This window comes from Paenibacillus doosanensis, assembly GCF_025060755.1.
GTDB lineage: Bacteria > Bacillota > Bacilli > Paenibacillales > NBRC-103111 > Paenibacillus_S > Paenibacillus_S doosanensis.
This window is the reverse complement of record NZ_JANYUY010000054.1, coordinates 1-24,985: the sequence shown is the minus strand read 5'-3', so window position 1 is coordinate 24,985 and position 24,985 is coordinate 1. Positions and strand designations below refer to the sequence as shown.

At 54.8% G+C, this 24,985-nt stretch carries 18 protein-coding genes; 14 read left to right on the top strand and 4 right to left on the bottom strand.

Annotation, left to right across the window (positions count from 1 at the left end):
- Window positions 1-91 precede the first annotated feature (91 nt).
- The 3 genes from N0M98_RS27705 to N0M98_RS27695 all read left to right on the top strand — a co-directional run bounded on the left by N0M98_RS27705 (window position 92) and on the right by N0M98_RS27695 (window position 3,492).
- Window positions 92-1,348: a Gfo/Idh/MocA family protein gene (locus tag N0M98_RS27705; protein WP_249866210.1), complete on the top strand. Its 1,257-nt coding sequence runs from the start codon at window positions 92-94 to the stop codon at window positions 1,346-1,348.
- A gap of 84 nt (window positions 1,349-1,432) precedes the next feature.
- Window positions 1,433-2,566, top strand: coding sequence for a phosphotransferase family protein (locus N0M98_RS27700; RefSeq protein WP_249864414.1), 1,134 nt, complete (start codon window positions 1,433-1,435; stop codon window positions 2,564-2,566).
- Window positions 2,563-3,492 (top strand): glycoside hydrolase family protein, encoded by a 930-nt coding sequence (locus N0M98_RS27695; protein WP_259619778.1) that lies wholly within the window; start codon window positions 2,563-2,565, stop codon window positions 3,490-3,492. The genes N0M98_RS27700 and N0M98_RS27695 overlap by 4 nt, the downstream gene beginning before the upstream one ends.
- A gap of 289 nt (window positions 3,493-3,781) precedes the next feature.
- On the opposite strand, the gene N0M98_RS27690 is transcribed toward N0M98_RS27695, so the two are convergent.
- Window positions 3,782-4,741, bottom strand: coding sequence for a D-2-hydroxyacid dehydrogenase (locus N0M98_RS27690; RefSeq protein ID WP_259619777.1), 960 nt, complete (start codon window positions 4,739-4,741; stop codon window positions 3,782-3,784).
- A 320-nt stretch (window positions 4,742-5,061) separates the two neighbouring features.
- Between N0M98_RS27690 and N0M98_RS27685 the strand changes: the two genes are divergently transcribed.
- The 3 genes from N0M98_RS27685 (at window position 5,062) to N0M98_RS27675 (ending at window position 10,390) form a co-directional block, all read left to right on the top strand.
- On the top strand, window positions 5,062-6,807 hold the full coding sequence (locus tag N0M98_RS27685; protein ID WP_259619776.1) for an ABC transporter ATP-binding protein: 1,746 nt from the start codon (window positions 5,062-5,064) through the stop codon (window positions 6,805-6,807).
- The gene (locus N0M98_RS27680; protein WP_249864411.1) at window positions 6,791-8,668 is read left to right on the top strand and encodes an ABC transporter ATP-binding protein; all 1,878 of its coding nucleotides are present in this window, start codon (window positions 6,791-6,793) and stop codon (window positions 8,666-8,668) included. Before N0M98_RS27685 ends, N0M98_RS27680 begins: the two co-directional genes overlap by 17 nt.
- Window positions 8,669-9,070: 402 nt before the next feature.
- On the top strand, window positions 9,071-10,390 hold the full coding sequence (locus N0M98_RS27675) for an ABC transporter substrate-binding protein (protein ID WP_249864410.1): 1,320 nt from the start codon (window positions 9,071-9,073) through the stop codon (window positions 10,388-10,390).
- Window positions 10,391-10,493: 103 nt separating this feature from the next.
- Here the strand turns inward: N0M98_RS27675 and N0M98_RS27670 are convergent, their stop codons facing one another.
- A complete protein-coding gene (locus tag N0M98_RS27670; RefSeq protein ID WP_259619775.1) occupies window positions 10,494-11,453 on the bottom strand; it encodes a helix-turn-helix transcriptional regulator in 960 nt (319 codons plus the stop codon).
- 182 nt (window positions 11,454-11,635) lie between these two features.
- On the opposite strand from N0M98_RS27670, the gene N0M98_RS27665 reads away from it, so the two are divergent.
- The gene (locus N0M98_RS27665) at window positions 11,636-12,874 is read left to right on the top strand and encodes an oligogalacturonate lyase family protein (protein WP_259619774.1); all 1,239 of its coding nucleotides are present in this window, start codon (window positions 11,636-11,638) and stop codon (window positions 12,872-12,874) included.
- 1,083 nt (window positions 12,875-13,957) lie between these two features.
- Window positions 13,958-14,911: a D-2-hydroxyacid dehydrogenase gene (locus tag N0M98_RS27660; RefSeq protein WP_259619773.1), complete on the top strand. Its 954-nt coding sequence runs from the start codon at window positions 13,958-13,960 to the stop codon at window positions 14,909-14,911.
- Window positions 14,912-15,056: 145 nt separating this feature from the next.
- Here the strand turns inward: N0M98_RS27660 and N0M98_RS27655 are convergent, their stop codons facing one another.
- On the bottom strand, window positions 15,057-15,923 hold the full coding sequence (locus tag N0M98_RS27655) for an AraC family transcriptional regulator (protein WP_249864406.1): 867 nt from the start codon (window positions 15,921-15,923) through the stop codon (window positions 15,057-15,059).
- Between the two features lie 140 nt (window positions 15,924-16,063).
- Here N0M98_RS27655 and N0M98_RS27650 point away from each other — a divergent pair, with 140 nt between their 5' ends.
- The 4 genes from N0M98_RS27650 (at window position 16,064) to N0M98_RS27635 (ending at window position 21,432) form a co-directional block, all read left to right on the top strand.
- The gene (locus tag N0M98_RS27650) at window positions 16,064-17,863 is read left to right on the top strand and encodes an alpha-L-fucosidase (protein ID WP_259619772.1); all 1,800 of its coding nucleotides are present in this window, start codon (window positions 16,064-16,066) and stop codon (window positions 17,861-17,863) included.
- Between the two features lie 195 nt (window positions 17,864-18,058).
- Window positions 18,059-18,511, top strand: a complete 453-nt coding sequence (locus N0M98_RS27645; RefSeq protein WP_259619771.1) for a GNAT family N-acetyltransferase — start codon at window positions 18,059-18,061, stop codon at window positions 18,509-18,511.
- 117 nt (window positions 18,512-18,628) lie between these two features.
- Window positions 18,629-19,654, top strand: coding sequence for a helix-turn-helix transcriptional regulator (locus N0M98_RS27640; RefSeq protein ID WP_259619770.1), 1,026 nt, complete (start codon window positions 18,629-18,631; stop codon window positions 19,652-19,654).
- A 284-nt stretch (window positions 19,655-19,938) separates the two neighbouring features.
- Window positions 19,939-21,432 (top strand): MFS transporter, encoded by a 1,494-nt coding sequence (locus tag N0M98_RS27635; RefSeq protein WP_259619769.1) that lies wholly within the window; start codon window positions 19,939-19,941, stop codon window positions 21,430-21,432.
- A 6-nt stretch (window positions 21,433-21,438) separates the two neighbouring features.
- Here N0M98_RS27635 and N0M98_RS27630 read toward each other — a convergent pair whose 3' ends face one another.
- The gene (locus N0M98_RS27630; protein WP_259619768.1) at window positions 21,439-22,314 is read right to left on the bottom strand and encodes a LysR family transcriptional regulator; all 876 of its coding nucleotides are present in this window, start codon (window positions 22,312-22,314) and stop codon (window positions 21,439-21,441) included.
- 133 nt (window positions 22,315-22,447) lie between these two features.
- On the opposite strand from N0M98_RS27630, the gene zwf reads away from it, so the two are divergent.
- Window positions 22,448-23,971: a glucose-6-phosphate dehydrogenase gene (gene zwf / locus N0M98_RS27625; protein WP_259619767.1), complete on the top strand. Its 1,524-nt coding sequence runs from the start codon at window positions 22,448-22,450 to the stop codon at window positions 23,969-23,971.
- A gap of 155 nt (window positions 23,972-24,126) precedes the next feature.
- Entirely contained in the window at window positions 24,127-24,792 is a 666-nt protein-coding gene (gene fsa, locus N0M98_RS27620) for a fructose-6-phosphate aldolase (protein WP_259619766.1), read from the top strand.
- Window positions 24,793-24,985: the final 193 nt, after the last annotated feature.

Genomic DNA, 24,985 nt, shown 5'->3' with positions numbered 1-24,985 from the left:
GCAGGGTTGCTTGCACTGCTGCGCATCCGATGCTTTATACTTTCATTATAGCACGCTGTCATTTCAAATCTATCGGAGGAAGGGGAACATGATGAAACCATTGACCGCTATTTTAATAGGAGCAGGGGCCAGAGGAGCAAGAAGCTATGCTCCGTATGCGCTGGATTACCCTCATGAACTGAAATTTGTCGCCGTTGCCGAGAAAGACGAGGAGAGAAGGCAGAATTTTGCGAAGCAGCACCGGATTGAAGCCGCCAACTGTTACGATTCGTGGACAAAGCTGCTGCAAGAGCCGCGAATCGCCGATATAGCCGTCATCTGCACCCAGGACAGAATGCATTACGAGCCTACGCTGCAGGCGCTGGAGAAGAAGTATCATGTGCTGCTGGAGAAGCCGATGTCGCCCGATCCCGCCGAATGTATCCGGATGGAGGAAGCCGCGCGGAAGAACGACCGGCTGCTTACCATCTGCCATGTCCTTCGTTACACGCCGTTCTGGTCCGCAATTAAACGCATTCTGACGGAAGGGAGGATCGGCAAGATCGCTTCGGTCCAGCTGAACGAGAATGTCGGCTATTGGCATATGGCGCATAGCTTCGTCAGAGGCAACTGGCGCAATTCGGACGATTCGAGCCCGATGATTCTCGCCAAATCCTGTCATGACATGGATGTGCTCTCGTGGCTGATGGATGAGCCGTGCGTTCGGGTCAGCTCGTTCGGCTCGCTGATGCACTTTCATTCCGGCAACGCCCCCGCAGGCGCTCCGTCCCATTGTATCGACGGCTGCCCTGCGGAAACGTCCTGTCCTTACTATGCCCCGCGGTTTTATTTGGGAGAAGGCAAGGACTGGGCGAAGCATTTTACCCAAGAGCTTACCCGGGAGAAGATCGTCCAAGGGTTGAAGGAAACGGATTACGGACGATGCGTGTACCAAAGCGATAACAACGTAGTGGATCATCAGGTCGTCAACCTGGAATTTGCCGGCGGCGCGACCGCGATGTTCAGCATGTGCGGATTTACGCGGCACCAGGAGCGCCGCATTCAGATTATGGGCACCCGCGGCGAGCTGAGGGGAGAGGACGGGCGGCTCGTCTGGATGGACTTCTTGACCCACGAGGAGCATACGATTGACATTCCCGAACAATCAAGCGGACACGGAGGCGGCGACAGCGGCATCGTCCGGAGCTTTCTGCGGGAGGTCCGCCAGTATGACGGCAAGGAAAGCTTGACCTCGGCAGCAGCTTCGGTGAGAAGCCATCTGCTGGCGTTCGCCGCCGAACAATCCCGGCTGAATAACGGCGCTCCGGTGGAGATCGATTCGTATTACCGGCAGCTCGTAGGGAAATGAGCGGTAGCGGCGCGCTGTATCGATCGGCCGCTGCTCGTAAAAAACGCTCTCCTTTTATAGATAATTTTCTGGGAGGTCCGATCGATGACGGCTACGCTTAACATTTCACAAGAACGTCTTTACCGCTATGTCCGAAAGCTAATCGGCCATGACTCAATTACGCTGGGGGAATGGTCATGCTCCCGTCATGGCTGGCAAGCTTCCAATATAGTAACGGGAGGTTTATATCGGGTAGAAGGGACGGCCTTGGCGCAGGATCGGCCGATCCGATGGTCCATGATAGTGAAGATCGTAGTTCCTGCCGCCGGTTCCCAGGGACCGGCGCATTACAACTATTGGAAGCGGGAGATTTTGGCTTATCAGTCCGGGCTGCTTGAGAAGCTGCCTTCCGTGATCCGGGCGCCGCGTTGTTACGGAGTAGAGGAGAAGGAAGATAAGACGGTTTGGATATGGATGGAGGAAGTATCCGATTATTACAAGGGACAATGGTCGGGGAAACAGTACGAGGACGTTGCGCGATGTCTTGGCAGGTTTAACGGCGCTTATGGAAGCGTCGAAGCGCTGCCGTCCGCACCTTGGTTATGCAGCAATTGGTTATCTTCCTGGGTCGAAGAATGCGATAAATACGACAACGGGATAGCTCGGAAGCAAGAGGTATGGGCTCATCCTTCCGTCAAGGAATTATTCCCTTCCGATACGTTCAGACGGTATTCCGAGTTTTGCCGGATGCGTTCGCGGTTGCTGGACGGGCTGTCCCGATTACCCAAGGTATTTACTCATAATGATGCATGGCGGCCGAATCTGTATCTGCAGGAAGACGGGACCGTAGCGGCTATCGATTGGGCGTTTGCCGGAATCGCCGGCGTAGGCGAGGAGTTGGGGCGATACTACGGACTGTGCCTTCACTCGGGATTGGGCGCCTCCTTCGATATGGCGGAGCTGGCGGAGAAATTTTTGCAACGGTACTATGAGGGGCTTGAAGATGCAGGATGGAACGGCGGATTAAGACAAGTCCGATTCGGTTTTTTGACGGCGGCCGGCATTCGCTGCGGTATGCTCATCCCCAAGCTTATGGATAAAGCCTTGCAGGGAGACAGGGACGAATCCGAATCGTTGTTGAATCAGATTGAAGCGGCCCTTCAATTGCTTGGCATGGCCGAGGAAGCGGCTGCTTTATTAGGGAATTTGGCGCTTGAAGAAGGAGGCAGATCCGATTGAAAGCTCCGTTATTTCGCGATCCGATCTACGATGGAGCGGCCGATCCGGTCGTTATATGGAACCGGCAGGCCAAGGAATGGTGGATGGTCTATACGAACCGCCGGGCGACGGCGGAAGGAGTCAAATTCGCCTGGGTGCACGGCACCGATCTCGGCGTAGCCTCTTCCTCCGACGGAGGAAAGACGTGGGTTTACCGCGGCGTATTGACCGGACTCGATATCGAATGGGGCCGCAATACGTTCTGGGCGCCGGAAATCATCTGGCATGATGGTTTGTACCATATGTACGTCAGTTATATCCGCGGCGTTCCGCACGACTGGTCGGGCTTCGACCGGCATATTCTGCATTATACGAGCGAAGATTTGCTGAACTGGACGTTTCGTTCCAGATTGGCGCTCAGCTCCGACCGGGTGATCGATGCGTGCGTGCACCGGCTGCCGGACGGCCGGTTCCGGATGTGGTACAAGGACGAGGCTCATCACTCCCATACGTATGCCGCCGACAGCGAAGACCTGTACCATTGGCAGGCGGTCGGGCCGGTCATTACCGAACGCGGCCACGAGGGTCCTAACGTGTTCCGATTTCAAGGCAGCTACTGGATGATCGTCGACGAGTGGAGAGGCCAGGGCGTCTTTCGTTCCGACGATCTGGAGCATTGGGAGCGCAGCGGCCTCATTCTGGATACGCCGGGCTCGCGGCAGGACGACGGGACGATCGGTCTGCATGCGGACGTCGTCGTTCAAGGAGACGAAGCTTATGTGTTTTATTTTACGCATCCGGGAAGAAGGGGCGGAGACGATACGTCGTCCTACGAAACGCGCCGTTCCTCGATTCAGGCGGCGCGGCTGCGGGTGGAGAACGGCAAGCTGACATGCGATCGCGACGAGGAGTTCGAATTGCGGCTGCGTCCTGAGGACGGATGCTGAAGACCGGCGCGGCATGAGAGCGACAGCCGTGATGGTCGAGGCAGCCAAAGGGGCCAAGCAGGCTCAATTCTGCAGAATCCGGCCGGGCTGCCCCCGTCCGAGCGCAGCCGGGTCGAAGCCCGACCTAACCAAGCCGAACGGTCGGGGCAGTATACGCATGGGCCGCACAGGGGCCGGCCGAGCTTCCGCGCAGCGCCGAAGCGTGCGCCGCAAACGGCGCCGGGGGAAATCAACAAAAGGACAGACGACCGCTATCGGGTTGCCTGTCCTTTTGCTCTAGCGCCGCCGGTTAGCCGTTGACCGCGTTGACCGTCTGCCCCTGCAAAAACGACTGCACGTTGGCGACCGCGGTGTCCATCAGCCGGGCGCGCGCCTCCCGGGTCGCCCAGGCGATGTGCGGCGTTACGATGCAGTTGCGGGCGGACAAGAGGGGATTGCTCGCCTCGGGAGGCTCGACCGACAGCACGTCGAGCGCCGCTCCCGCGATAGCTCGTTCGTTCAGCGCATCGGCCAGATCCTGTTCGGCGATCAACGCGCCGCGCGATGTGTTGATCAGCAGCGCAGTCGGCTTCATCAGGGCGATGCGCTGCCGGTTGATCAAGTTAGCGGTATCCGGCGTTAACGGGCAGTGCAGGCTGACGACATCCGATTCCTTCAGCAGCGTCTCCAGATCAACCCACTCCACGCCGTCTGCGGGACGCGGCGTGCTCCTGCCGCTTCCGACGGCCAGGACGCGCATGTCCATCGCGCGGGCGATGCGCGCGGTCTGCGAGCCGATTTTGCCGAGTCCGATCAAGCCGATCGTCTTGCCGGACAACTCGATGAGCGGCGCTTTGGTGAAGCAGAAATCGGCGCTGCTCGTCCATTCGCCGGCCTTTACCGCTTCGTCGTGGCGGCCCACACGGTTGCATAGCTCCAGCAGCATGGCGAAGACGAACTGGGCTACGGAATGGGTTCCGTAGGTCGGAATGTTCGTTACGGGCACGCCGCGCCGTTTGGCCGCCTCCGTGTCCACGATGTTGTAGCCTGTAGCCAGCACGCCGATGTAGCGGAGGCAGGGCAGCTTGTCCAGCACGTCGGCGGCGAGCGGCGTCTTGTTCGTCAGCACGATATCGGCGTCTAGCGCCCGTTCGACGATCCGGTCGGCGGGCGTGCGGTCGTACACGGTGACCGCGCCTAATGCGGACAAGCCGTCCCAGGATAGATCGCCCGGATTGAGCGTATAGCCGTCCAATACTACGATATTCACGAGTTACGTCCTCCTTTTTTATCCTAGCGGATTAGCTGTAATTGTCCTATGACCTGATAACGATATGTAAACGATATATCTAACCCCATTATAGCGGGAAGCGGCTAGAAGATATAGCGGAAATGAGGAGATGGCTTCAACAAAACGGTATTTGCGGCCAGCGGCGGCCGGGCCGTCCTCCTTGCTCCGCCTGGATCGATACGGTCTTTCTTCTTCGGCTGTGCGGGCAAAATTTTTTGGCAAACCTGATGACAATTAACGCAGAAAGGAGTATGTTTTATATAGCGAAGCTAAATAAATTGGAAGGGGAGAAACGCCTCTTGTCATTCTTCAAGAAATACGTAAAAAAGTATTGGAAGATGTTCACGGTCGCCGTGCTGTTCCTCACCTGCGAAGCGCTGGCCGACTTGACGCTGCCCACGGTCATGTCTCGCATCGTCGATGAAGGGGTAGCGAATCAGAATATGCGATACGTGCTGAACATGGGCGGATTTATGCTGCTGATAACGGCGCTCGGCGCCGTGGCGGCATCGGGGCGCAACATCCTTGCGAGCCGCGTGTCGCAGGCGTTCGGCGCGGAGCTGCGAGCGGATCTGTTCGGCAAAATTCAAACGCTTTCTTTTGAAAATATTGACAAATTCGAGAGGGCTTCTCTGGTTACCCGGCTCACCAACGATGTGACTCAGGTGCAGAATTTTACGAACGGAATGATGCGCATTTTCGTCAAGGCGCCTCTCTTGTGCATCGGCAGTCTGATTATGGCGGTGCGCCTGAACCCGCAGCTGGCCATTGTGCTGGCGGTCGTCGTGCCGATCGTCGGCGTGCTGATCGCGCTGAACATGAAGGTCGGGTTCCCGAGATTCATCCGGGTGCAGAAAGCTCTCGACACTGTCAACAGCGTCATGAGGGAGTATTTGTCCGGCGTGCGCGTCGTCAAGGCGTTCAACCGGTTCGATTACGAGGTCGATAAATTCGGCGGCGTCAATCAGTCGTACCAGTCCCGCTCGATCGAAGCGATGCGCGCCATGGCGATATTCAATCCGGCGATCATGCTGACGGTGAACTTGGGCATTATCGCCGTGCTCTGGTTCGGCGGGCTCGGCGTATCGAGCGGAAATATTCAGGTCGGGCATATCATCGCGTTTATTAACTACATGACGCAAATTTTATTCGCCTTGATGACGATTTCCATGGTGTTCAACATGTTCGTTCGGGCCAAGGCTTCCGCTCTTCGGATCGGCGAAGTGTTCGACGCCCGCAATCAAATGAGCTGGAAGGACGAGGTAAGGCTTGATCCGAACGCCAAGGGCAGGATCGATTTCGAGCAGGTCAGCTTCTCTTACGAAGGAGCCGCGGGAGAACCGGTGCTCAAACGGATTTCGTTCACTTGTCTGCAGGGAGAAACCGTCGGGATCATCGGCTCCACAGGCTCGGGCAAGAGCAGTCTGGTCGGGCTGATTCCCCGTTTCTACGACGCTACCGCAGGTACGGTCAAAGTCGGCGGCGTCGACGTCAGCGAGATCGATCCCGCCAAGCTAAGGGAGAAAATCGCGATCGTTCCGCAGAAGACGGTATTGTTTACCGGAACCGTAGCGGAAAATATTCGCTGGGGCAAGGAGGACGCCACGATGGAGGAAGTCGTGAGAGCGGCGGAAATCGCGGAAGCGCACCCATTCGTCTCTTCGTTCCCCGAAGGTTACGATACGGTATTGGGACAGCGCGGCGTCAATTTCTCCGGCGGGCAGAAGCAGCGGGTGTCCATTGCCAGAGCGCTGGTCAGGAAGCCGGAGATTCTCATACTCGACGATTGTACCAGCGCCGTCGATACGGCCACGGAAGCGAGAATCAAGGAGGGTCTCAAAACCTATACGAAGGACTTGACCTGCCTCATTATCGCTCAGCGAATCAGCTCGGTGATGGACTCCGACAAAATTATCGTGCTGGATCAAGGCGAAATCGTCGGAATGGGCCGGCACGAGGAACTTATGAGAACCTGCCTCGTTTATCAGGAAATTTACCAATCGCAGATGGGCAAGGAGGTGCGCAAGGATGTCGAAGCAGGATGAACAGCGGGCGGCGAGCCAGCCTCAGCCGGAGGTACCGCTGCTTCCGGGCGGACCGGGCAGGCCGGGAGGGTTCGGGAACAACCGGAGAGGCCCGGTAGTTAAGCCGAAAAATTTTAAAGGCACGCTGAAACGGATATGGCAGTTCGTCGGCACGCAGCGCAAGCGGCTGACGCTGGTGTTTATCATCATTTTGATCGATGCGATAGTGACTTTGACCGGACCTTACATCATCGGACGCGCAGTCGATGCCATGACGGCGGAACACGGCGGAGTTCAGTTTCAACTGCTGGAGCTGACGATTTTGGCGCTGACGGCGGCCTACTTGACGGACGGAGTGCTTACCTTTCTGCAGAGCTGGTTTATGGCCGGCATCTCGCAGAGAATTGTCGGCAACTTAAGGACGACGCTGTTCGCCAAGCTGCAGAAGCTTCCGCTGTCGTTCTTCGATTCCAGGCCGCATGGCGACGTGATGAGCCGGCTGTCCAACGATATCGACAACGTCAGCAACACGATTTCGCAATCGACGACCCAGCTTATGTCCGGGACGATCGCTTTGGTCGGATCGCTGACAATGATGATCGTTTTGAGTCCATTGCTCACCTTGGCGACCTTGATTACGGTTCCGCTCGTTTATTTGCTGGGGCGGACGATTACCCGCAAAACAAGCGTCCTGTTCAAAGAACAACAGGCTCAGCTCGGTAAGCTGAACGGGCATATCGAGGAGACGATTTCCGGCATTCATATCGTAAAGGCGTTCAACCACGAAGAGAAGGCGATTCATGAATTCGATGAAGTGAACGGCAAACTGTACGAAGTCGGCCTGAAAGCGCAAATCTTTTCCGGCTTTTTGATGCCGCTGCTTGCGGTGATCAACAATATCGGCTTTGCGGCGGTGGCGATCGTAGGCGGCGTACTGGCGGTCCAAGGCCATATTACCGTCGGCGTCATAGCCAGCTTTCTCAGCTATTCAAGACAGTTTGTCCGGCCTCTGAACGAGATGGCCAATACGTACAACATTTTGCAATCCGGCGTCGCCGGGGCTGAGAGAGTGTTCGAGGTGCTTGATGAGAAGGAGGAGCCGGATGACAAGCCGGGCGCGATCGAGCTGCGTAATCCGAAAGGCGACGTCGTCTTTCGCGATGTCAGCTTCGGCTACAGACCGGACGTTCCGATCCTCAAGCATGTCGATTTCCACTCGGAGAAAGGCAGCAGCACCGCGCTCGTCGGCCCAACCGGAGCCGGCAAAACGACGATCGTCAATCTGGTGACCCGTTTCTACGATGTAACGGAAGGGACGATATTCATCGACGGCCGGGACATTCGGGATTATACGCGCGACAGCCTGCGCCGCTGCTTCGGCATCGTGCTGCAGGATACGTATCTGTTTTCCGGTACGATCAAGGAAAACATCAAGTACGGCAAATCGGACGCTTCGGACGAGGAAGTGGAGGCGGCGGCCAGAATGGCCAATGCGGACGCGTTCATCAAGCGGCTGCCGAAGCAGTACGAGACGGTGTTGTCCGAGAACGGGGGCAACTTAAGCCAGGGGCAGCGGCAGCTGCTCGCTATCGCCAGGGTCATCTTGGCGAAGCCGTCCATCCTTATTCTGGACGAGGCGACAAGCAGTATCGACACGCGCACCGAGCTTCATATTCAGGACGCTCTGCTCAACATTATGAAAGGCCGAACAAGCTTTATCATCGCTCACAGGCTCAATACGATCCGCGATGCCGACGAGATTATGGTCATCGATCACGGCGAGATCGTCGAACAGGGCAGCCATGACCGGCTCATCGACAGACAGGGAACGTATTATCGGATGTTTTTCAACCAGTTCCGCAATATGGAAGGGTCTCATTGAACGGATCGTCGCATAATTAGGTAATACCAAGTCTATCCTCGGAGGGCTTGGTTTTTTTTATTGTTTAGGAAATGATGCGTAGCCATATCCTGTGGATATCCGGATTCTCCCCCGAAAGGAAAGTCTACCCATAGAACGATCCCAGAGGAAGGGTTAGACGCCGATCCAGCTTAGGCTGGATGCGGACGGAATAAGCTTCAGAGCATCACGTCACTGTTGGGGGATTTGTTCTATGCTTAGATTATTGGGCGCGGCCGCTACCGGTGAAAGAAAGAGAACAAAAAAATGAAATTTTCAGGCAAAAATCATGAAGATTATGAAAAAACTTTATGATATTGTTAAATATAGGAATGATTAAAGCGCTTTCTTATAAAGGGAATTCAAGAAGGGGGATATAACAAAATGGCAAGGAAAAGTTTTTTAATATCGGCGGCGATGCTGGTCGCCTTGACGAGCGCATGCAGCGGCAATCAGGAGACGAAGGCTACGGACGACGGGGCCTCCAAGCCGTCTGCGGTCAGCAATGATCCGGTAGAGCTGGTGCTGTACTCCACGGCGGCTACGTCGGAGGATGAGGTGAAGCGTAAATTTTCCGATCCGATTAAAGAGAAATTCCCGAATATTACGATCAAATATATTAAAAAAGGAACCGGCACGAATATCGACGACATCATAGCGTCCGGGCAAACCGTAGATATTTATTACGAAAGCACCAACTATTTTTATACGGTGAACAACTATGGGCTTGCTTATGATATGACCGATCTGATCAAAAAGCATAACATCGATTTGAGCACGTTTGATTCGACGATGATCGATTTTGCCAAAACGATGTCCAAAAACGGAATTTACGGTCTCCCGGTTTGGTCGCAAAACGTCATTTTATTTTACAACAAAGATATTTTCGATAAATTCGGCGTTCCATACCCTCAGAACGGGATGACCTGGGACGATTTGCAGCAAACGGCGAAGGCGCTTACAAGGCAGGACGGAGACAAGCAATATTTGGGCTTCGCTTCATCCCCGGCCCATACGATCAAAGCGAATCAGCTTGGTCTGACATTCCTGGACCCGCAGACCGACAAGCCTACGATCAATACGAATGAGAAGTGGAAGCAGCTGTACCAGGCGTATTACATTAATCCTTCCAACGATCCCGGCTTTAAAAAGGCGATGGTCGGGTTAAAAAACAAGCTGCCTTACAAGGACCCGTTCCTTAAAGACCGCAATCTGGCAATGATCGCTTACTTGAACGATCTGGACTGGGCCGCCTCCGGAGCCGAAGGCATGAACTGGGATATCGCCGCTCTGCCGGAATTTAAAGATCTGCCGGGCGTCGGCTCGCAGGCGTACCCGTTCTATTGGGGCGTTACTTCGATGAGCCAGCACAAGGATGAAGCGATGGAAGTCATTAAGTTTTTGACCGGCAAGGAATATCAGACGAAGCAGGCTCGCGCAGGCACCATGACGGCGCTGGCCGATGACGCGATTAAGAAGCAGTATGCCCAGGACAGCGCTTATAAGGATAAAAATACCAGCGCGGTATTTTACAATAAATACGCGCCGATGCCGCAGCGTTCGATGTTCGAAGGCGATGCGCAAAAAGCTTACGAGGATGCGATCCATGAGGCGGCGCTGGGAGATAGCGACATTAATACGCTGTTCCGCAAAATCGAGGAGACGGCGAGCAAAGCGGTCGATGCCGCCAAAGCGAAAAAATAATCGAAGTAAAGGAGCACGGCGATCCGGACGACGGGGCGCTGTGCTTTTTGCCGTTTGCGGGATCGGACGCGGCAGCCTTGCGTTCACGAATGGACGAGAGCCGTTAAAAAGGATTGTCCGGCGACGGGGCCGGGAGGTTTTTCTTGTACTGGTACGGCGTAAGCCCGGTCGCTTTCTTGAAGACGCGATGAAAATGCTGAACATGGGCAAAGCCGCATTCCTCGCTAATATCGAGAACGGATAAATTTGTCGTCCGCAGCCGCAGCTTCGCTTCGGCAATGCGCCTCCGATGAATATACTCCACGACCGTCAGCTGCGTAACCCGCTTAAACAGATGGCTGACATAATATTTGCTTAAGTGAAAATGCCGGGCGACCGATTGCAAATCGAGCGGTTCGCCGTAATGCGTGTCGATGTAGTGAATCATCCGCCCTACTTCGGAGGAGGACGGCCGATGCCGTCCCGCAGCGGGCTTCGGCGCAAGCAGCGCAAACATCAGCAGCAGCGAGGCCGTATGCATACGGAGCAGAGCTTCCTTCTCCTTCGAAGGCGGCAGCTGCCCCAGCTTCATGAGAAGCGTCAAGCAGCTCACCAGCTGTTCCCGCTGCTCCGGCGACGCCGAGCGGAGTTTGCCGCACTTCGGGGACCGATTCATGTCCGAGAGCTGCTCATCCGGGACGGCAACTATCGATTCCAGATGAACGGACTTCAGCACCGGTTCAACGGTTTCCTTGCGGAAGTTGACGACGAATCTCCGGTATCTCGTCCCTTTTTTGTACAGCATCCGGTGCACATCGTATTCCATAAGCAGCATGACATCGCCGTCCTTCACGTCGTAAGGAGTGCCGTTAATAAACAGCTGCAGATCGGCTTGCGCGAACAGCGCGAATTCGATCGCGTCATGGTAATGTTCAAGCGGTTCTTCCTGATCGATCACAAGGTCTTTATAATGAACGTGAAATTCATCCTTCATTTCAAGCGGCGTGTAGCCGTTCATCCGGGTCGCTCCTTCCCGCTGATATGTATTATTGTAAAAGATAACCAGATGATCTAGCAATATCATTTAGTTAGTGGCTCCTAATGGGGGAAAAACTAAATAAAATAAGCAATATAGATTATAAATGAAACGATAATGAAGCAATATCGCGGGCGATTTGCCGCTTCCGATCGATTATGATGAGGGGGAACGCGCCAGGCTCGCGCGAGGCTGGCAGCCATTATCGTATCGGGGGGAGTCCGAAAGCCATGAAAGGGTCTATTACGTATCAAGCCTTCGTTGACCGCAAGGATGAACGCAGCGGACGGACGGTGAGGCAGCTCACCTCCGCGGCGGGGAACCATCATCATTTATATTTTACGAGCAGCAGCTTTACCCAGAGGAACGATCACGTGTTGTTTCTAAGCGACAGCGGCGGGGGCAGCCCCAATGTGTTCAAGCTGTCGTTGAAGGATGGACAGACCGTTCAGCTGACGGACAACCGCAAAGGAATTATGAAGAGCTACGTTTATTACGACGGCACTCCTTATGAAGGGTTGGCGAAGGCCAGCCCGAGCTATCATCCGGGGACCGATTCGCTGCTGTATATTCAGGATCAGGAAGTGCGGCTGATTCATCTGCCGACGATGGAAGACCGGGTTGTGCACCGTCTGCCGGAGGGAGTGATGACCGGCTTTACCCATATTTCGGGAGACGGCGAGTATGCCTGCGTCCCTTATATATCCGCCGATGCTTTCGACGTCGGGGAAGGCAATCCGTTTACATTGATCCGGGACAAGGTGCAGGCCGGGCGGACCGAATCGCATGTGCTCGTCATCCATCTGCCGACGGGACGCAGCGAAATCAAATTCCGTCACGCGGGATGGATTACGCACGTACAGTTTCATCCCGACGATTCGGAACAAATTTTGTTCAATCACGAAGGCGGCATGGTGGCGCAGCGAATATGGCTGTACAAGGATGGAGTAGTGAGTAAGATCAGAGACCAGTCGGCCGGCGGGGACCGTCTATGGATTTGTCATGAAATGTGGGATTCCGACGGCAGCGGCGTCATCTATCACGGCACCCGCGGAGTGCCGAACGATCCTTCGATGCGCCATGCTTCGGTGAACGGTTCGATACAGAGCTTCGTAGGCTATGCGGGCCGCAGACAGGGCGAAGAGATCGAGATGAGCTTCCCCGACGGCATGAAAGATTACGGGCATTTCACTTTGGGATCGGATCGTACGATGCTGCTCACGGACGGCATCATCGACGCCGAATCACTGCACTGCTGCCGTGCGGATTGGGAGAGCGGGCGGCTCGAATGGGACTATATTTGCCGGCATGGGAGCAGCTTCAGCGTCCAGGATGTGCACCCGCATCCGATTTTCAGCCATGACGACCGGCTGGTGCTGTTTACCTCGGATACGCATAACGAGCGGAGCAAGGGCAATCTGTATCTGGTCGATCTGGGGGAGGAGCAGAGCGAGGCAGGGAACGTCTGATTTCCGGCTGCATGCGCAGCCGGCCGTCCTTCTATAGCGCGGAAAATCCGCTGTAAAGGCGAGAGCTAGCGCTTCTACAGGTGCAGTACGCTCGCAACGGACACAGCGGCCGTTATATCAACGCTATCGGTCATTTGGGATTTCTAGCGGACACAGATGCAGCTATTGGTAGCCATAGCCGCCTTAGAAAGCCATTCGGAGCTATGTAAGCGCCAGGGTGACCGTTACGTTTAAAAAACGGCTGTTTGCGACGAATTAAGCTCGCTGGCGTCCGTTAAAATTAAAAGCTGTTCGATGCCCGGTTCCGGGGCTACACCTGCTGTACTGTAGCTTCCTTTCGGACTGCTCGAGCGCTTACCCCTGCTAAGAACCGCAGGCCGCGAATAAATCACCCGCCCTTTTAAAGGGGGGTGAAAAAAGAGCGGAGGGGCCATTGAATCTGGGAAAACGTTAGCGTTCGCCTTCGAAAACGGATGTTCTCCATAGAAAAATGGAAATTACCATCCAAAAGATCTGGTTTCAACGGTGATTGGAAGATCAAATGGGCGCCACAGCGGGCTTGTTCACCACACGTTAAAAAGGCGGTGAAAAACAAGCAGCCTGCGGTCGACAGAAGTTTCCACTCGCTCTTGTAGTCGGATTTTTTTCATTTTGAACCGCTAAAGCGGGGGAAATCCGTCTACAAAGGCGACTGCTTACGCTGTTTCAACTTTCTATCGACTCTCCGGCCACTTTTTTACCACGTTTTAAAAGCCCGGTGAAACAGTCAACGAAGTAAGCGAGAGCAATCTGGAGAAGCGAAGCGTTCGCCTTTGTTCCCGGATTTCCCCCGTTTCACGGGCTTACCTAATTCAAGAAATCCGGGAACATGAGCGATCGGAAGATGCTTTCGCATGCGCAGTCGGCGTTGTTCACCACCCTTTTAAAAGCCCGCCGAAAAAAACATCGCCCGGCGGCAGCTCTAACCTGGCCTCCTTATCCGGATCAAGCGGACAAGGAGGTTTTTTTGCGGCGATAATGCGCTCAGATAGGCAGACTTCAACGCCGATAGCCTATATAATGGAAGGCAAGGAGATGATGAACATGCCCAAAATCATATGCTTGCACACATTGACCGGCGAGCAGGCGGAGCGGATCAGACAAGCCGCGCCCGCTTGGGAGCTTATCCACGGGAAGGACAAGGAGTTGTGGCTCGATCATTTGCAGGACGCGGAGATCGTCGTCGGCTGGAATAAGTCGGCGGAAGAAGTCTGCTTGAAGAAGGATTCCAAGCTTCGCTGGGTACAGAACTGGGGAGCGGGCGTCGATAAGCTGCCGCTTGGCCGGCTCGCCGATCGCGGCGCCATCTTGACGAACGCCAGCGGCGTTCATGCGTTTCCGATTTCGGAAACGATCTACGCGATGATGCTTGCATTTACGCGGAAGCTGCACTTATCGGTTCGGCATCAGCTGCACAGCGAATGGAAAGGCACGGGCTCGCTCGGCGAAATTCACGGAAAAACGATCGGCATTATCGGCGTAGGAGCTATCGGCGAGGAGACGGCGCGGCTGGCCAAGGCGTTCGGGATGAAAGTGCTCGGCGTCCGCCGGTCGGGACAGCCCAGCGGCTTCGTCGATGCCATGCACGATCTTAACGGGCTTGCCGCGGTGCTGCGGAAGAGCGATTTCGTCGTCGTGACGCTTCCGCTTACGGATGAGACGCGCCATATGTTCAGCAAAGCGCAGTTCGAGCTGATGAAGCCGACGGCGATGTATATTAATATCGGCCGCGGAGGCACGACGGATACGGAAGCGCTCATCGAGGCGCTGCGGACGGGAGTCATCGCCGGGGCCGGACTCGACGTGTTCGAGCAGGAGCCGCTGCCTGCGTCCAGTCCGCTGTGGCAGATGGAGAACGTCATTATGACGCCTCATAACTCGGGCTCGACGGAACAATACAACGAGCGCGCCTTCGAGATTTTGATGCGCAATTTGCAGGATTATTTGCAGGGCCGGGAACCGTCGGTGAACCGGGTCGATTACGGCAAACAATACTGAAACACCGCGCCGTCAAAAAGAAAACGAAGCCAGCCAGCGCGCAGAATGAAACTATCGCTGAAAAGCCTGTCCGATGAACCACGTAACCCCGTCGGACAGATTTTTAGCATGTGGATAACAGGGTAACAGGGTGACAGCGAGGGCCTCATGAAGGCTCTTCGGCTTCTTTCTGCGCCGCGCGCGGCCAGCTGCGGAATTCCGAGGGAGCGACGCCGAGCCGTTTTTTGAACGACTTGGAAAAATGGAAAATATCGTGGAACCCGGTAGCCTGAGCGATTTCGCCGATCGCCAAATCGGATGAGAGCAGCAGCTGCTTCGCTTTTTCCAGACGGCGTTCGTAGATGAAAGCCATCGGCGTCATGCCCATGTGATTTTTGAAGAAGCGGATAAAATAATTCGGGTGATGATGCACCAGCTCGGCCAGCTCGGCGACGCTCAAATCGTTTTGCAGGTTGGTATCTATATATTGGAGAACGGAGCCCAGCTTGCTGCTCGACAGATGAGACGGCGTCTGAGGCTTGGCTTGCACGGCCTGTTCGATGTAGCAGGAGATCACGTCGAGAAGCGCGGCTTGAATGCGCAGCGACTGCGCGGGGCCGCTTCCTCTGCCTTTGTACCCTTCGATAAGCCTCTCGAAGCTGGCGACGACGTCGTCCGTTCGGCGGGCGTCGAAACAATAAGGCAGCTTGAACAGGGAAAATAAATTAATGAAGCTGATATTGGAAGTGAAATGGCACCAATACATGCGGTAGGTTCGGTCGGCATCGGTGACGGAATAAAATTGCGATAAGCCCGCCGGCGCAAACACCCATTGTCCCGGTTTCGGGAACAATTCCGTATCGCCGATCATCATGCGGCCTTCGCCTTCGGTAATATAATAAATTTTGCTGTAGGTCGGAGTGAACGGCCCTTGCATCCAATCCGGATTGCATTTGCTTAGCAGGGATATGATCAGTTCTACCTTAATTTCAGCCAAAAAATGACTGATCGCCAAATAATCCTGTGATTGCATACGTTCATCCACCTTATATCGTTCTGCCGCCCGGCATCATTAGGTTAGTTTGGTACAAATTCCGGTTAACCGCATCCATATGGATTATATCATACCCGTCGTACAATAGAAGTGAGATCAAGACGACGGAGGGGAAGCGGATGACGCAAAGGGATATGTACATGGACAATGCGGAGGCGGAAGCGGAGCAGCAGCCTGCGGCTCTAGTGGAATATACGGAAGAGGTTCAAGACCGCAGATTGGCTTGGTGGCGGGAAGCGCGGTTCGGGATGTTTATTCACTGGGGACTGTACTCGCTGCTCGGAGGCGTATGGAAGGGCAAGGAGGTTCCCGGCGCCTACGGCGAGCATATTATGCTCAGAGGACAAATTCCGGTCCGGGAGTATGAGCAAATCGCCGGGGAATTCAATCCGGTCCGCTATAACGCGGAAGAGTGGGTGAAGGCGGCCAAAGCCGCCGGTATGAAATATTTGGTCATTACGGCTAAGCATCATGACGGATTCGCCTTGTACGACTCTAAAGTGTCGGATTTCAATATCGTGAAGCGTACGCCGTACGCGCGCGATCCGATGAAAGATCTGGCGGACGCCTGTCATAAGCATGGCGTGAAGCTGTGCTTCTATTACTCGCATTCGATGGATTGGCATCATCCCGATTCGCAGGGCAACACGCATGATTATCCGAACAATATCGGCGCTTGGGACCCGCTGGAGTCGTGGGTGGACGACGAGGACAAACGGACGCGCTACGAGCGTTATTTGAACGAAAAAGCGTTTCCGCAGCTGAAGGAGCTGCTGACCCAATACGGCGAAGTGGCCGTCATCTGGTTCGATTGCGGCCATAAAGTGACGGACGAGCAGGGGCAGCGTTTCGTCGACTATGTGCGCAGCCTGCAGCCGAATTGCTTGGTCAACCGCCGCGTAAGAAGGGACGGCTTCGGCGATTACGGCAATTCGGGCGATAACCAGCTGCATATCCGGATTAACCGCAAGGACTGGGAATCGATTCATACGATGAACAACTCATGGGGCTACAAGAAGACCGATCATAACTGGAAATCGGTCACAAGCATTCTGCGCAATATGATCGACGTATTCAGCCTGAACGGCAATTATTTGCTGAATGTGGGGCCGACCCCCGAAGGCGAATTTGACGAGAAGTCACTGGATATCCTGCAAGGCGTCGGCCGGTGGATGAGCGTCAACGGCGAGAGCGTCTACGCAACGACAGGCAGCCCGATCGGCAAGCCGCAATGGGGCCGCTGCACGATGAAGGGGCAGAAGCTGTATCTGCACGTATTCGATTGGCCGCGGAGCGGGAAACTCGTTGTCGGCGGACTGCGCAACCGGATCGCGAAGGCTTATTTGCTCGCCGATCCGGAGCAGGCCAGGCTTGCCATCCGCAGGCTAAATGCGGACGATGTGGAGCTGTCCGTGCCGTCCGCGCCGCTGGACCCTGCAGCCACCGTGATCGTCGCCGAGATCGAGGGCGCCGTCGACGCCAATCCGCTCAAGCTGCTGCACCGGGCCGATCATTTGAACGTGTTCGGCGCTTTCGACGGCGACATCGACGGCGAGAAACTGCATTATGACACGGGCAAAGCGGGCCGCGATACCGTGACAGGCTGGAGCCGCAAGGAGGATTGCATCCGCTGGACGTACCGGGCTGCGGAGCCCGGCAGCTATGAAGTGAAGATCGTATACGGCGCTCAGGAAGGCGCCGCGGGAGGCGAGTTCGTCGTAGAAACCGCGGGGCAGCAATGGCGCGGCAGCGTGAAGCCGAAGGGCGACGGCTACGAATTTGCCTGGGACATCGTCGGCATCGCGCGGCTGGAGCAGCCGGGCGAGTACACGCTGACGGTTCGTGCCGAATCCATTGCCGGAGAGACGCTGATGAATCTGAAGGAGATTCAGTTTCGCTCACTTGGCGATTTGACTTAATGCAAACGGCAAACCCGGGCAGGAGCTAGCGCTTCGCAATCCCGGCGATCTGAATATAGCGAAGATATGGACCGGAAAATGGCCTTAAGGCGGTTTTCCGGTTTCTGTCGTGGCTGCAGTTTCCTTTTTTTAGTATGATGGGTTATAGACTCGATTTCAGAGTCTTTGTAACGCGAGATGCTAGGAGTGATGGATATGCAGATTAGAAAGCTGGAAGCGGCAGAACAATTGCCGATGGATTTACTATTGTTAGCCGATCCTTCGACGCGGCTGGTTGAGGAGTATACGACGAGAGGGCAAGTCTTCGCTGCCGAGAACGAATCGGGGACAATCGGCGTTTATGTGCTGATCGCGACAAGGCCGGATACGGCCGAGCTGGTCAACGTCGCCGTCGACGAGAGCTGCCAAGGCCGGGGCATCGGCAAGAAGCTCGTGCAGCATGCCGTCGAGCAAGCCCGCAGCCAAGGCTATAAAACGATCGAGGTCGGGACCGGCAATTCAAGTATCGGGCAGCTGGCGCTTTACCAGAAGTGCGGGTTCCGGATGACGGGAATCGATAGAGATTTTTTCTTGCGTCATTATGACGAAGAAATTTTCGAGAACGGGATTCAGGTCGTCGATATGGTCCGTCTGTCTCAAGACTTGTAAGCGGAACGCCGGCCGTTCTTCGTCTCATGCGTTTGCCAATGCTTTGAGGGTTGTAGCGTACCCCGGGATGGAGTACAATGCATCGTATATACGAGAGGCGAAGCGGGTGACGGGACGATGACGTTTCATATAACGCAAGTGCATGATCTGTTTGATCAATTGGCAGGCTTGATGGATGGCAGCGTACGGCAGCAGCGCCACGCATGGGAGCAGCGGCTCGACATCCCTTCCCGTATCGGCACGGGGAGCGTGACGCGGACGCTCATTCGTCCGGGCATGGAAATTATGTATACCGATGCGGTATTTGAGCAAAATATACGGCTTCATATTCAAGAAGCTTGTCAATTGTTCGAGATCAGCTATTGCCTGAGCGGTGAAATCTACAGCGAATGGGACGGCAAGCGGGCGTATACGGGGCATGAAACCGGCAGCGTGCTTTTTCTTGAAGATGTTCTTGTCTACGAGGAGAAAAAAGCGGGCATCCCCCATCAATTGCTGGAAGTAAGGCTGACCCCGAGCGAGCTGCTGCATTACGCCGGCGATGCTGCGGAGCGGCGGCAGATGGAGTCGTGGCTGAGCCGTCACCGGGGCGGCATCGACCGGTACCCGGATACGCCGGCCATTCGCAAATGCGTCTCCGATATGATCCATTGCACCTATAAGGGAGCGATGAAACGGCTCTATCTGGAGAGCAAGGCGCTCGAATGGATCGCCTTGTTCGGCGAGGCCGATTGCGGCGATTCTTCAAGCGGCGGGATCGTGCTGAAGAAAGAGGATTTGGAGAAGCTGAAGCAGGTTGAGCTGCTCGTCGAGCGTCACTATGAGCAGCCTCCGACGATCCGTGAGCTGGCCAGGCAGGTAGGGATGAACGAATTCAAGCTGAAAAAGGCGTTTCGCGAATGGTCCGGCATGACGATCTTCGAGCTGGTCCGTCAGAAACGGATGGAAAAGGCGCTCTGGTATTTGGAAGTGGAGCAGCTGAACATAGGCGAGACGGCAGTGTCGGTCGGATACAGCAACGCCAGCAATTTCACGGCCAATTTCCGCAAGCATTACGGCTGCAATCCGAGCGACTATCTTCAGCGCATCCGGCGGCAGGAGCTGGCGGAGCGCAGGATGGACAGCGATCGGCAGCGGCAGTAGAAGCTTATGATAAGGCGGCGGAAGTATGCGAAATGCTCCGCTGCGGCAAAGCAGCGCATGAAACCTCAGAAAGCAGAAGGATGGGTTCCGGTTGGAATCGCAGCATCTGCAGCTCTGAGGTTTTTTGGTGCGGCCCCGGCTCCCTTAACAGGGCAAGAACCTCCCTCTCCAGGTAGAGAAAATTTTCGATGTAAATGATAATCGTTATCATAAGATCATTCGATCCAAGCGGCTCTTCGGGTTAGCGGGGAGAGATCTAATTTGGCGAAAAAGGAGGAACCGGGATGTCGCGTCATACGACTCAAACCGCTGCTGCGGCGGCAACGGCAGACGAAGCGATTCAGGAACGGCAGGCGGACCCGCGCCGCTGGTATGCGCTGGCGGTCTTTCTGCTCCCCGTTTTGCTCATATCCTTGAATACGTACATGATCCAGGTTGCGCTTCCTTCCATTCAGAGCAGCCTGCAAGCAAGCTTCTCCGAAGCGCAGCTGATGGTGAGCGGGTTTTCGCTTAGCTTGGCAGTGGCGTTAATCGTCAGCGGAAAGCTCGGAGACTTGTACGGCAAAAAAAGAATGCTGCTCATCGGGGTGAGCGGCTTTACGCTTATGGCGGCATTGGGCGGAATGGCTTCCGATCCGGCGCTTCTAATCGCGCTGCGTATTGTGCAGGGCATAGCCGCCGCCTGCATCCAGCCGCAGGTGCTGTCTTTGATGCAGGTCGGATTTTTGCCGCGGGAGAAGGGCCTGGTGTTCGCGATATACGGAGCGCTCATCGGGCTCGGCTTCGCATTCGGCCTCATTCTCGGAGGTATTCTTGTACACTGGAATCCGTTCGGTCTCGGCTGGCGGACGGTATTTTATTTCAACGTTCCCTTCGGAGGCGCCGTCCTGCTGCTGCTGCCGTTCCTGCCCGAAGCCGGAATGATCCGGCGGCGGGGAAGGGGACAAAGCATTGATTGGACGGGCACCCTGCTGCTGACGGTCGGGTTGTTTCTGCTGATCTATCCTCTGTCCGAAGGACAGAAGCGGGGCTGGCCGCTTTGGACGGGGGGCTGCCTCGCGGCGTCGGTCCTGCTGCTGCTTGCTTTTATCGCCGTCCAAATCCGCAAGCGCGGCGGCCCGTCGGTGCCGCTGATCGATCTTTCGATCTTTCTGCGGCGCACGTTTCGCATCGGTATATTGACTGTAATCACCGTATATTTTAGTATGTTTTCGTTCTTTTTTATTCTCAGCTACTACTTGCAATTCGGCCTCCACTACAGCATGCAGCTTACGAGCTTCGTCTTTTTGCCGCTGGGCTGCGGCTTCTTCCTGACTTCTTTGCTATCTTCCCGTATCGTATCCCGCTGGGGAATAACCGGGCTGAAAGCGGGCGCTCTGGTCATGGGAGGCAGCACCTTCCTGCTGATCGCGTCGCTGCATTGCGATTCGGGACAGCTGCTGAATGCGCGAGCGGTGTTGATTTTGCTTGTATACGGCTGCGGTCTCGGCATGGTAACGACGCCGCTTGCGAACGTCGTTCTCAGTACGGTTACGCCGGAGGAGGCGGGGACCGGTTCCGGCTTGTTCACGACCTTCCTGTATTTATCCAATTCGCTAGGCGTAGCGCTGACCGGCATTTTGTTCACCGCATCGTTAGGGCATCCGCTTGCCGAAGCCGCGGCAAACGATTATGTGCGGGCATTTTCCGCATCCTTAACGTTGACCGGAGGGCTTGCGTTCGCCGCGTTCGGACTGCTGTGTCTTCTGCCCGGAGGAGAAGCGAATTCCCAAGACTGACGTTTTCTAACGGACCCGTTCGATAAACGTCTTCGCCGCGCTGGAGAGCGGCATATTGCGCATAATCATAATGCCGACTTGAGACGGCGGCAGCTGCACGTCCAGCCGGATTTCAAACAAAGAGCCCTCTTCCAGCTCTTTGGAGACGAATTCCCTGGTCACATAAGAGATGCCGAGCCCTTTGCGCGCAAGCTCGATAAGCAGGTCCACGCTGCCGACTTCAATCTCCGGCTTCAGCTCGTAGCCGTAATCGTGAAACAGCTCCGTAACGGCCATTCGCGCCCGGCTGTTCCGGGAAAATAAAATGATGGGATACTGCAGCAGCATATTGAACGACATCGTCTTATTTTTCAGCTCGGCGTAATGCGCCCCCGCTACAAAGCAGTCCTGCAGCTGGATGCCTTCTCTGACTTCCAGCTGAGGATCGACGATCGGCATACGGACGACGCCAAGGTCAATCCGTCCTTCCTTCAAGAAAGTAATGACTTCCGGAGTCGTCCCGTGAATGAGGGAGAGGGTGATTCCGGGATGCTGCCGATGAAAATCTTCCAAGAAGGGCAGCAAGTAATGCTTAAACAGCGAATCGCTGCCGCCGATTTTCAGCTCTCCGCTATCCAGATTTTTCAGTTCGGCCATCTTCTTCTCCGCCAGCGAAATTAAAATCTGCGATTGCTCGATATATGAATACAGAACCGCGCCTTCATGGGTCAATGCGACGCCTTTGGAATTCCGGTAAAACAAGGTGACGCCGAAGCTGTCTTCCAGCTGCTTGATGGCGTGGCTGACGCTCGGCTGCGTCAGAAACAGCGCTTTGGCCGCCTGCGTCAAGCTGCCCGTTTTGGCCGCCCAGTAGAACACTTTGTACAGTTCGTAATTGATCATAGATACCGTCTATATCTCCTCTGAAATATATTAATTACTTGTATGACTGTGATTTGTATTATAGTGGAATGAAGAAAAAGAAACCAGTGTTTGCCGATCAGGGTGTCTTATCGGGCCGGAAGGAGAGAAGAACATGGAGACTGCAACAATTGTTTTGTTTGGGGCGACAGGGGATTTGGCCAAGAGGAAAATTTACCCTGCTTTATATAATTTGTTCGTCGAGCAGAAGCTGCCGCAAGCATTTCACATCATCGGTCTGGGAAGAAGAAGCCTGTCGGATGAAGCGTTTCAGGATAGCGTTGCGCAATCGGTCGCCCGGTTTTCCAGGCGGGAAGCGAACGATCCCGAATTGCTGAACAGCTTCTTGAGCGCATTCCGCTACAACGTGCTGGATGTAGGGCGCAAAGAAGATTACGCGAAGCTGCTGCAGCGGATTGAACAGCGGGAGCAAGAGCTTGCCGTCCAGCCGAACCGGATGTTCTATTTATCGGTGGCTCCTGAATTTTTTGCCGCGATTGCTGCCAATATTAAAGAAAGCGGTCTTGGCTCGGCGGCCGGCTGGAAGCGGCTGTTGATCGAGAAGCCTTTCGGGCATAACTTGCAATCCGCACGGGAGTTGAACCGGCAGCTGAGCGAAGCTTTCTCCGAGGATGAAATTTTCCGCATCGATCATTATCTCGGCAAGCCGATGGTTCAAAAGCTGGGCGTGCTGCAGCAAAACAATCCGGTGCTCGACGCCTTGTGGACGAGCCGCTATATCGCCAACGTGCAGATTACGGCCAATGAAACCGTCGGCGTGGAAGAGAGAGCCGCGTATTATGACCGCGCGGGCGCCGTAAGAGACATGTTCCAGAACCATATGCTGCAATTGCTGATGATGCTGGCGATTCATCTGCCGAAGAACGGCACCTCCGAAGAGGTGCGGCTGAAGAAGAAGAGAGTCATGGAAGCTCTTGTGCCTATGAGCAAGCATGAGGTGAGCGGCCATGTGATTCGCGGGCAGTACGCGGCTGGCACCGTGCTGGGAAGCTCCGTACCCGGGTATACTTCCGAGCCGGGGATCGACGCATTGTCTGTGAACGATACGTTTATCGCGGCGAAGCTGCAGATCGACGCACCGTTCTGGAGAGGAGTTCCCTTCTATATCCGGACAGGAAAAAGGATGAAAGAGAAATCGACGCGCATTGTCGTCGAATTCAAAGCGCCGCTGGAGCAGCGCGCAGCAGCCCATGAAGATAATCCGGCGCCGAATCTTCTCGTATTCGAAATGAGCCCCGACGAAGGAATTACATTGCAATTGAATACGAGAGACCCGCAGCGTGAAGGAGAGTTCAAACCGATTCGTCTCGATTTTCATTCGAGCCGCGAAGATTTGCCTGAGGCCTATGAGAACTTGCTGCATGACGCTTGGCTCGGCAATCCGACGTTCTTTGCGCATTGGGATGAAGTGGAATTGTCCTGGCAGTGGGTTGAGCCTATTTTGCAAGCATTTGAAGAAAATTTGGTTCCGCTGCGACTTTATCCGGCGGGCACCTACGGACCGGCCGAGTCCGATGCGCTATTGGCTCAGGACGGGTATCATTGGTGGTTTGACGCCAAGGATGAACCGGTAGCGGAAGAACAGGGCAAGCCATTTGCCGTTCAGACGAACCGTTGAACAGGCAGCGACAAACCGTTAGTATAATGAATAGAAGCCGGCTGAATTTCCAGCTTGCGGAAAAAGACGAACTTGCCATGTCCGTTCGCGAAGTGGATAATAGAAGCTGGCGCTATTTAAAATAATATAACGACTACAAATTGGAGGAATGAACCATGAAATTTTTTATCGATACTGCCAATCTCGCGGATATTAAAAAAGCTTATAAGGTCGGAGTTCTTTCCGGCGTGACCACGAACCCTTCCCTCGTTGCCAAAGAAGGAGTCAAATTCGAAGATCGCATCGCCGAAATTTTGCAGGCCGTTCCTGAAGTGGAATCCGTATCCGCGGAAGTCACTCCGGACGCATTGACAGCGGAAGAGATGATCGCGCAAGCCGAAGAGCTGATCAAAATTAACGGCGGCGACAAAAACATTACGATCAAGCTTCCTATGACGCTGGCCGGTCTCGAAGCTTGCCGCTATTTGACGAAAAAAGGCGTCAAAACGAACGTAACGCTGATCTTTACCGTTAACCAAGCTTTGCTTGCGGCGCGCGCGGGCGCGACTTACGTGTCTCCGTTCCTCGGACGTTTGGACGATATTTCCGAAGACGGCGTCCTGCTCGTATCCAAAATCGCAGAGCTGTTCCGTACGCATAACCTGAGCTCGCAAATTATCGCAGCTTCCGTCCGTCACCCGGATCACGTAACCCGCGTGGCCATGGCAGGAGCGCATATTGCAACGGTTCCGTTCCAAGTCATCGAACAACTGGCGAAGCATCCTTTGACGGATCAAGGCATGGAGAAATTCGCCGCAGACTGGAAGAAAGCCATCCAATAATTGCGAATATAAACGCAGCATAACGATAGAAAAAAGCAGATCACCAAAGGTGGTCTGCTTTTTTATTTGTCTAAGAAAACCCCCAGTTCGACTGGGGGTTCAGGAAAGCTTATAGCTATGAGTAAAAATCCCTTGACCTTTATGATAAGATGATAGCCGGTCTGCCAACCGCAACATCAAATCAAGGAGGACA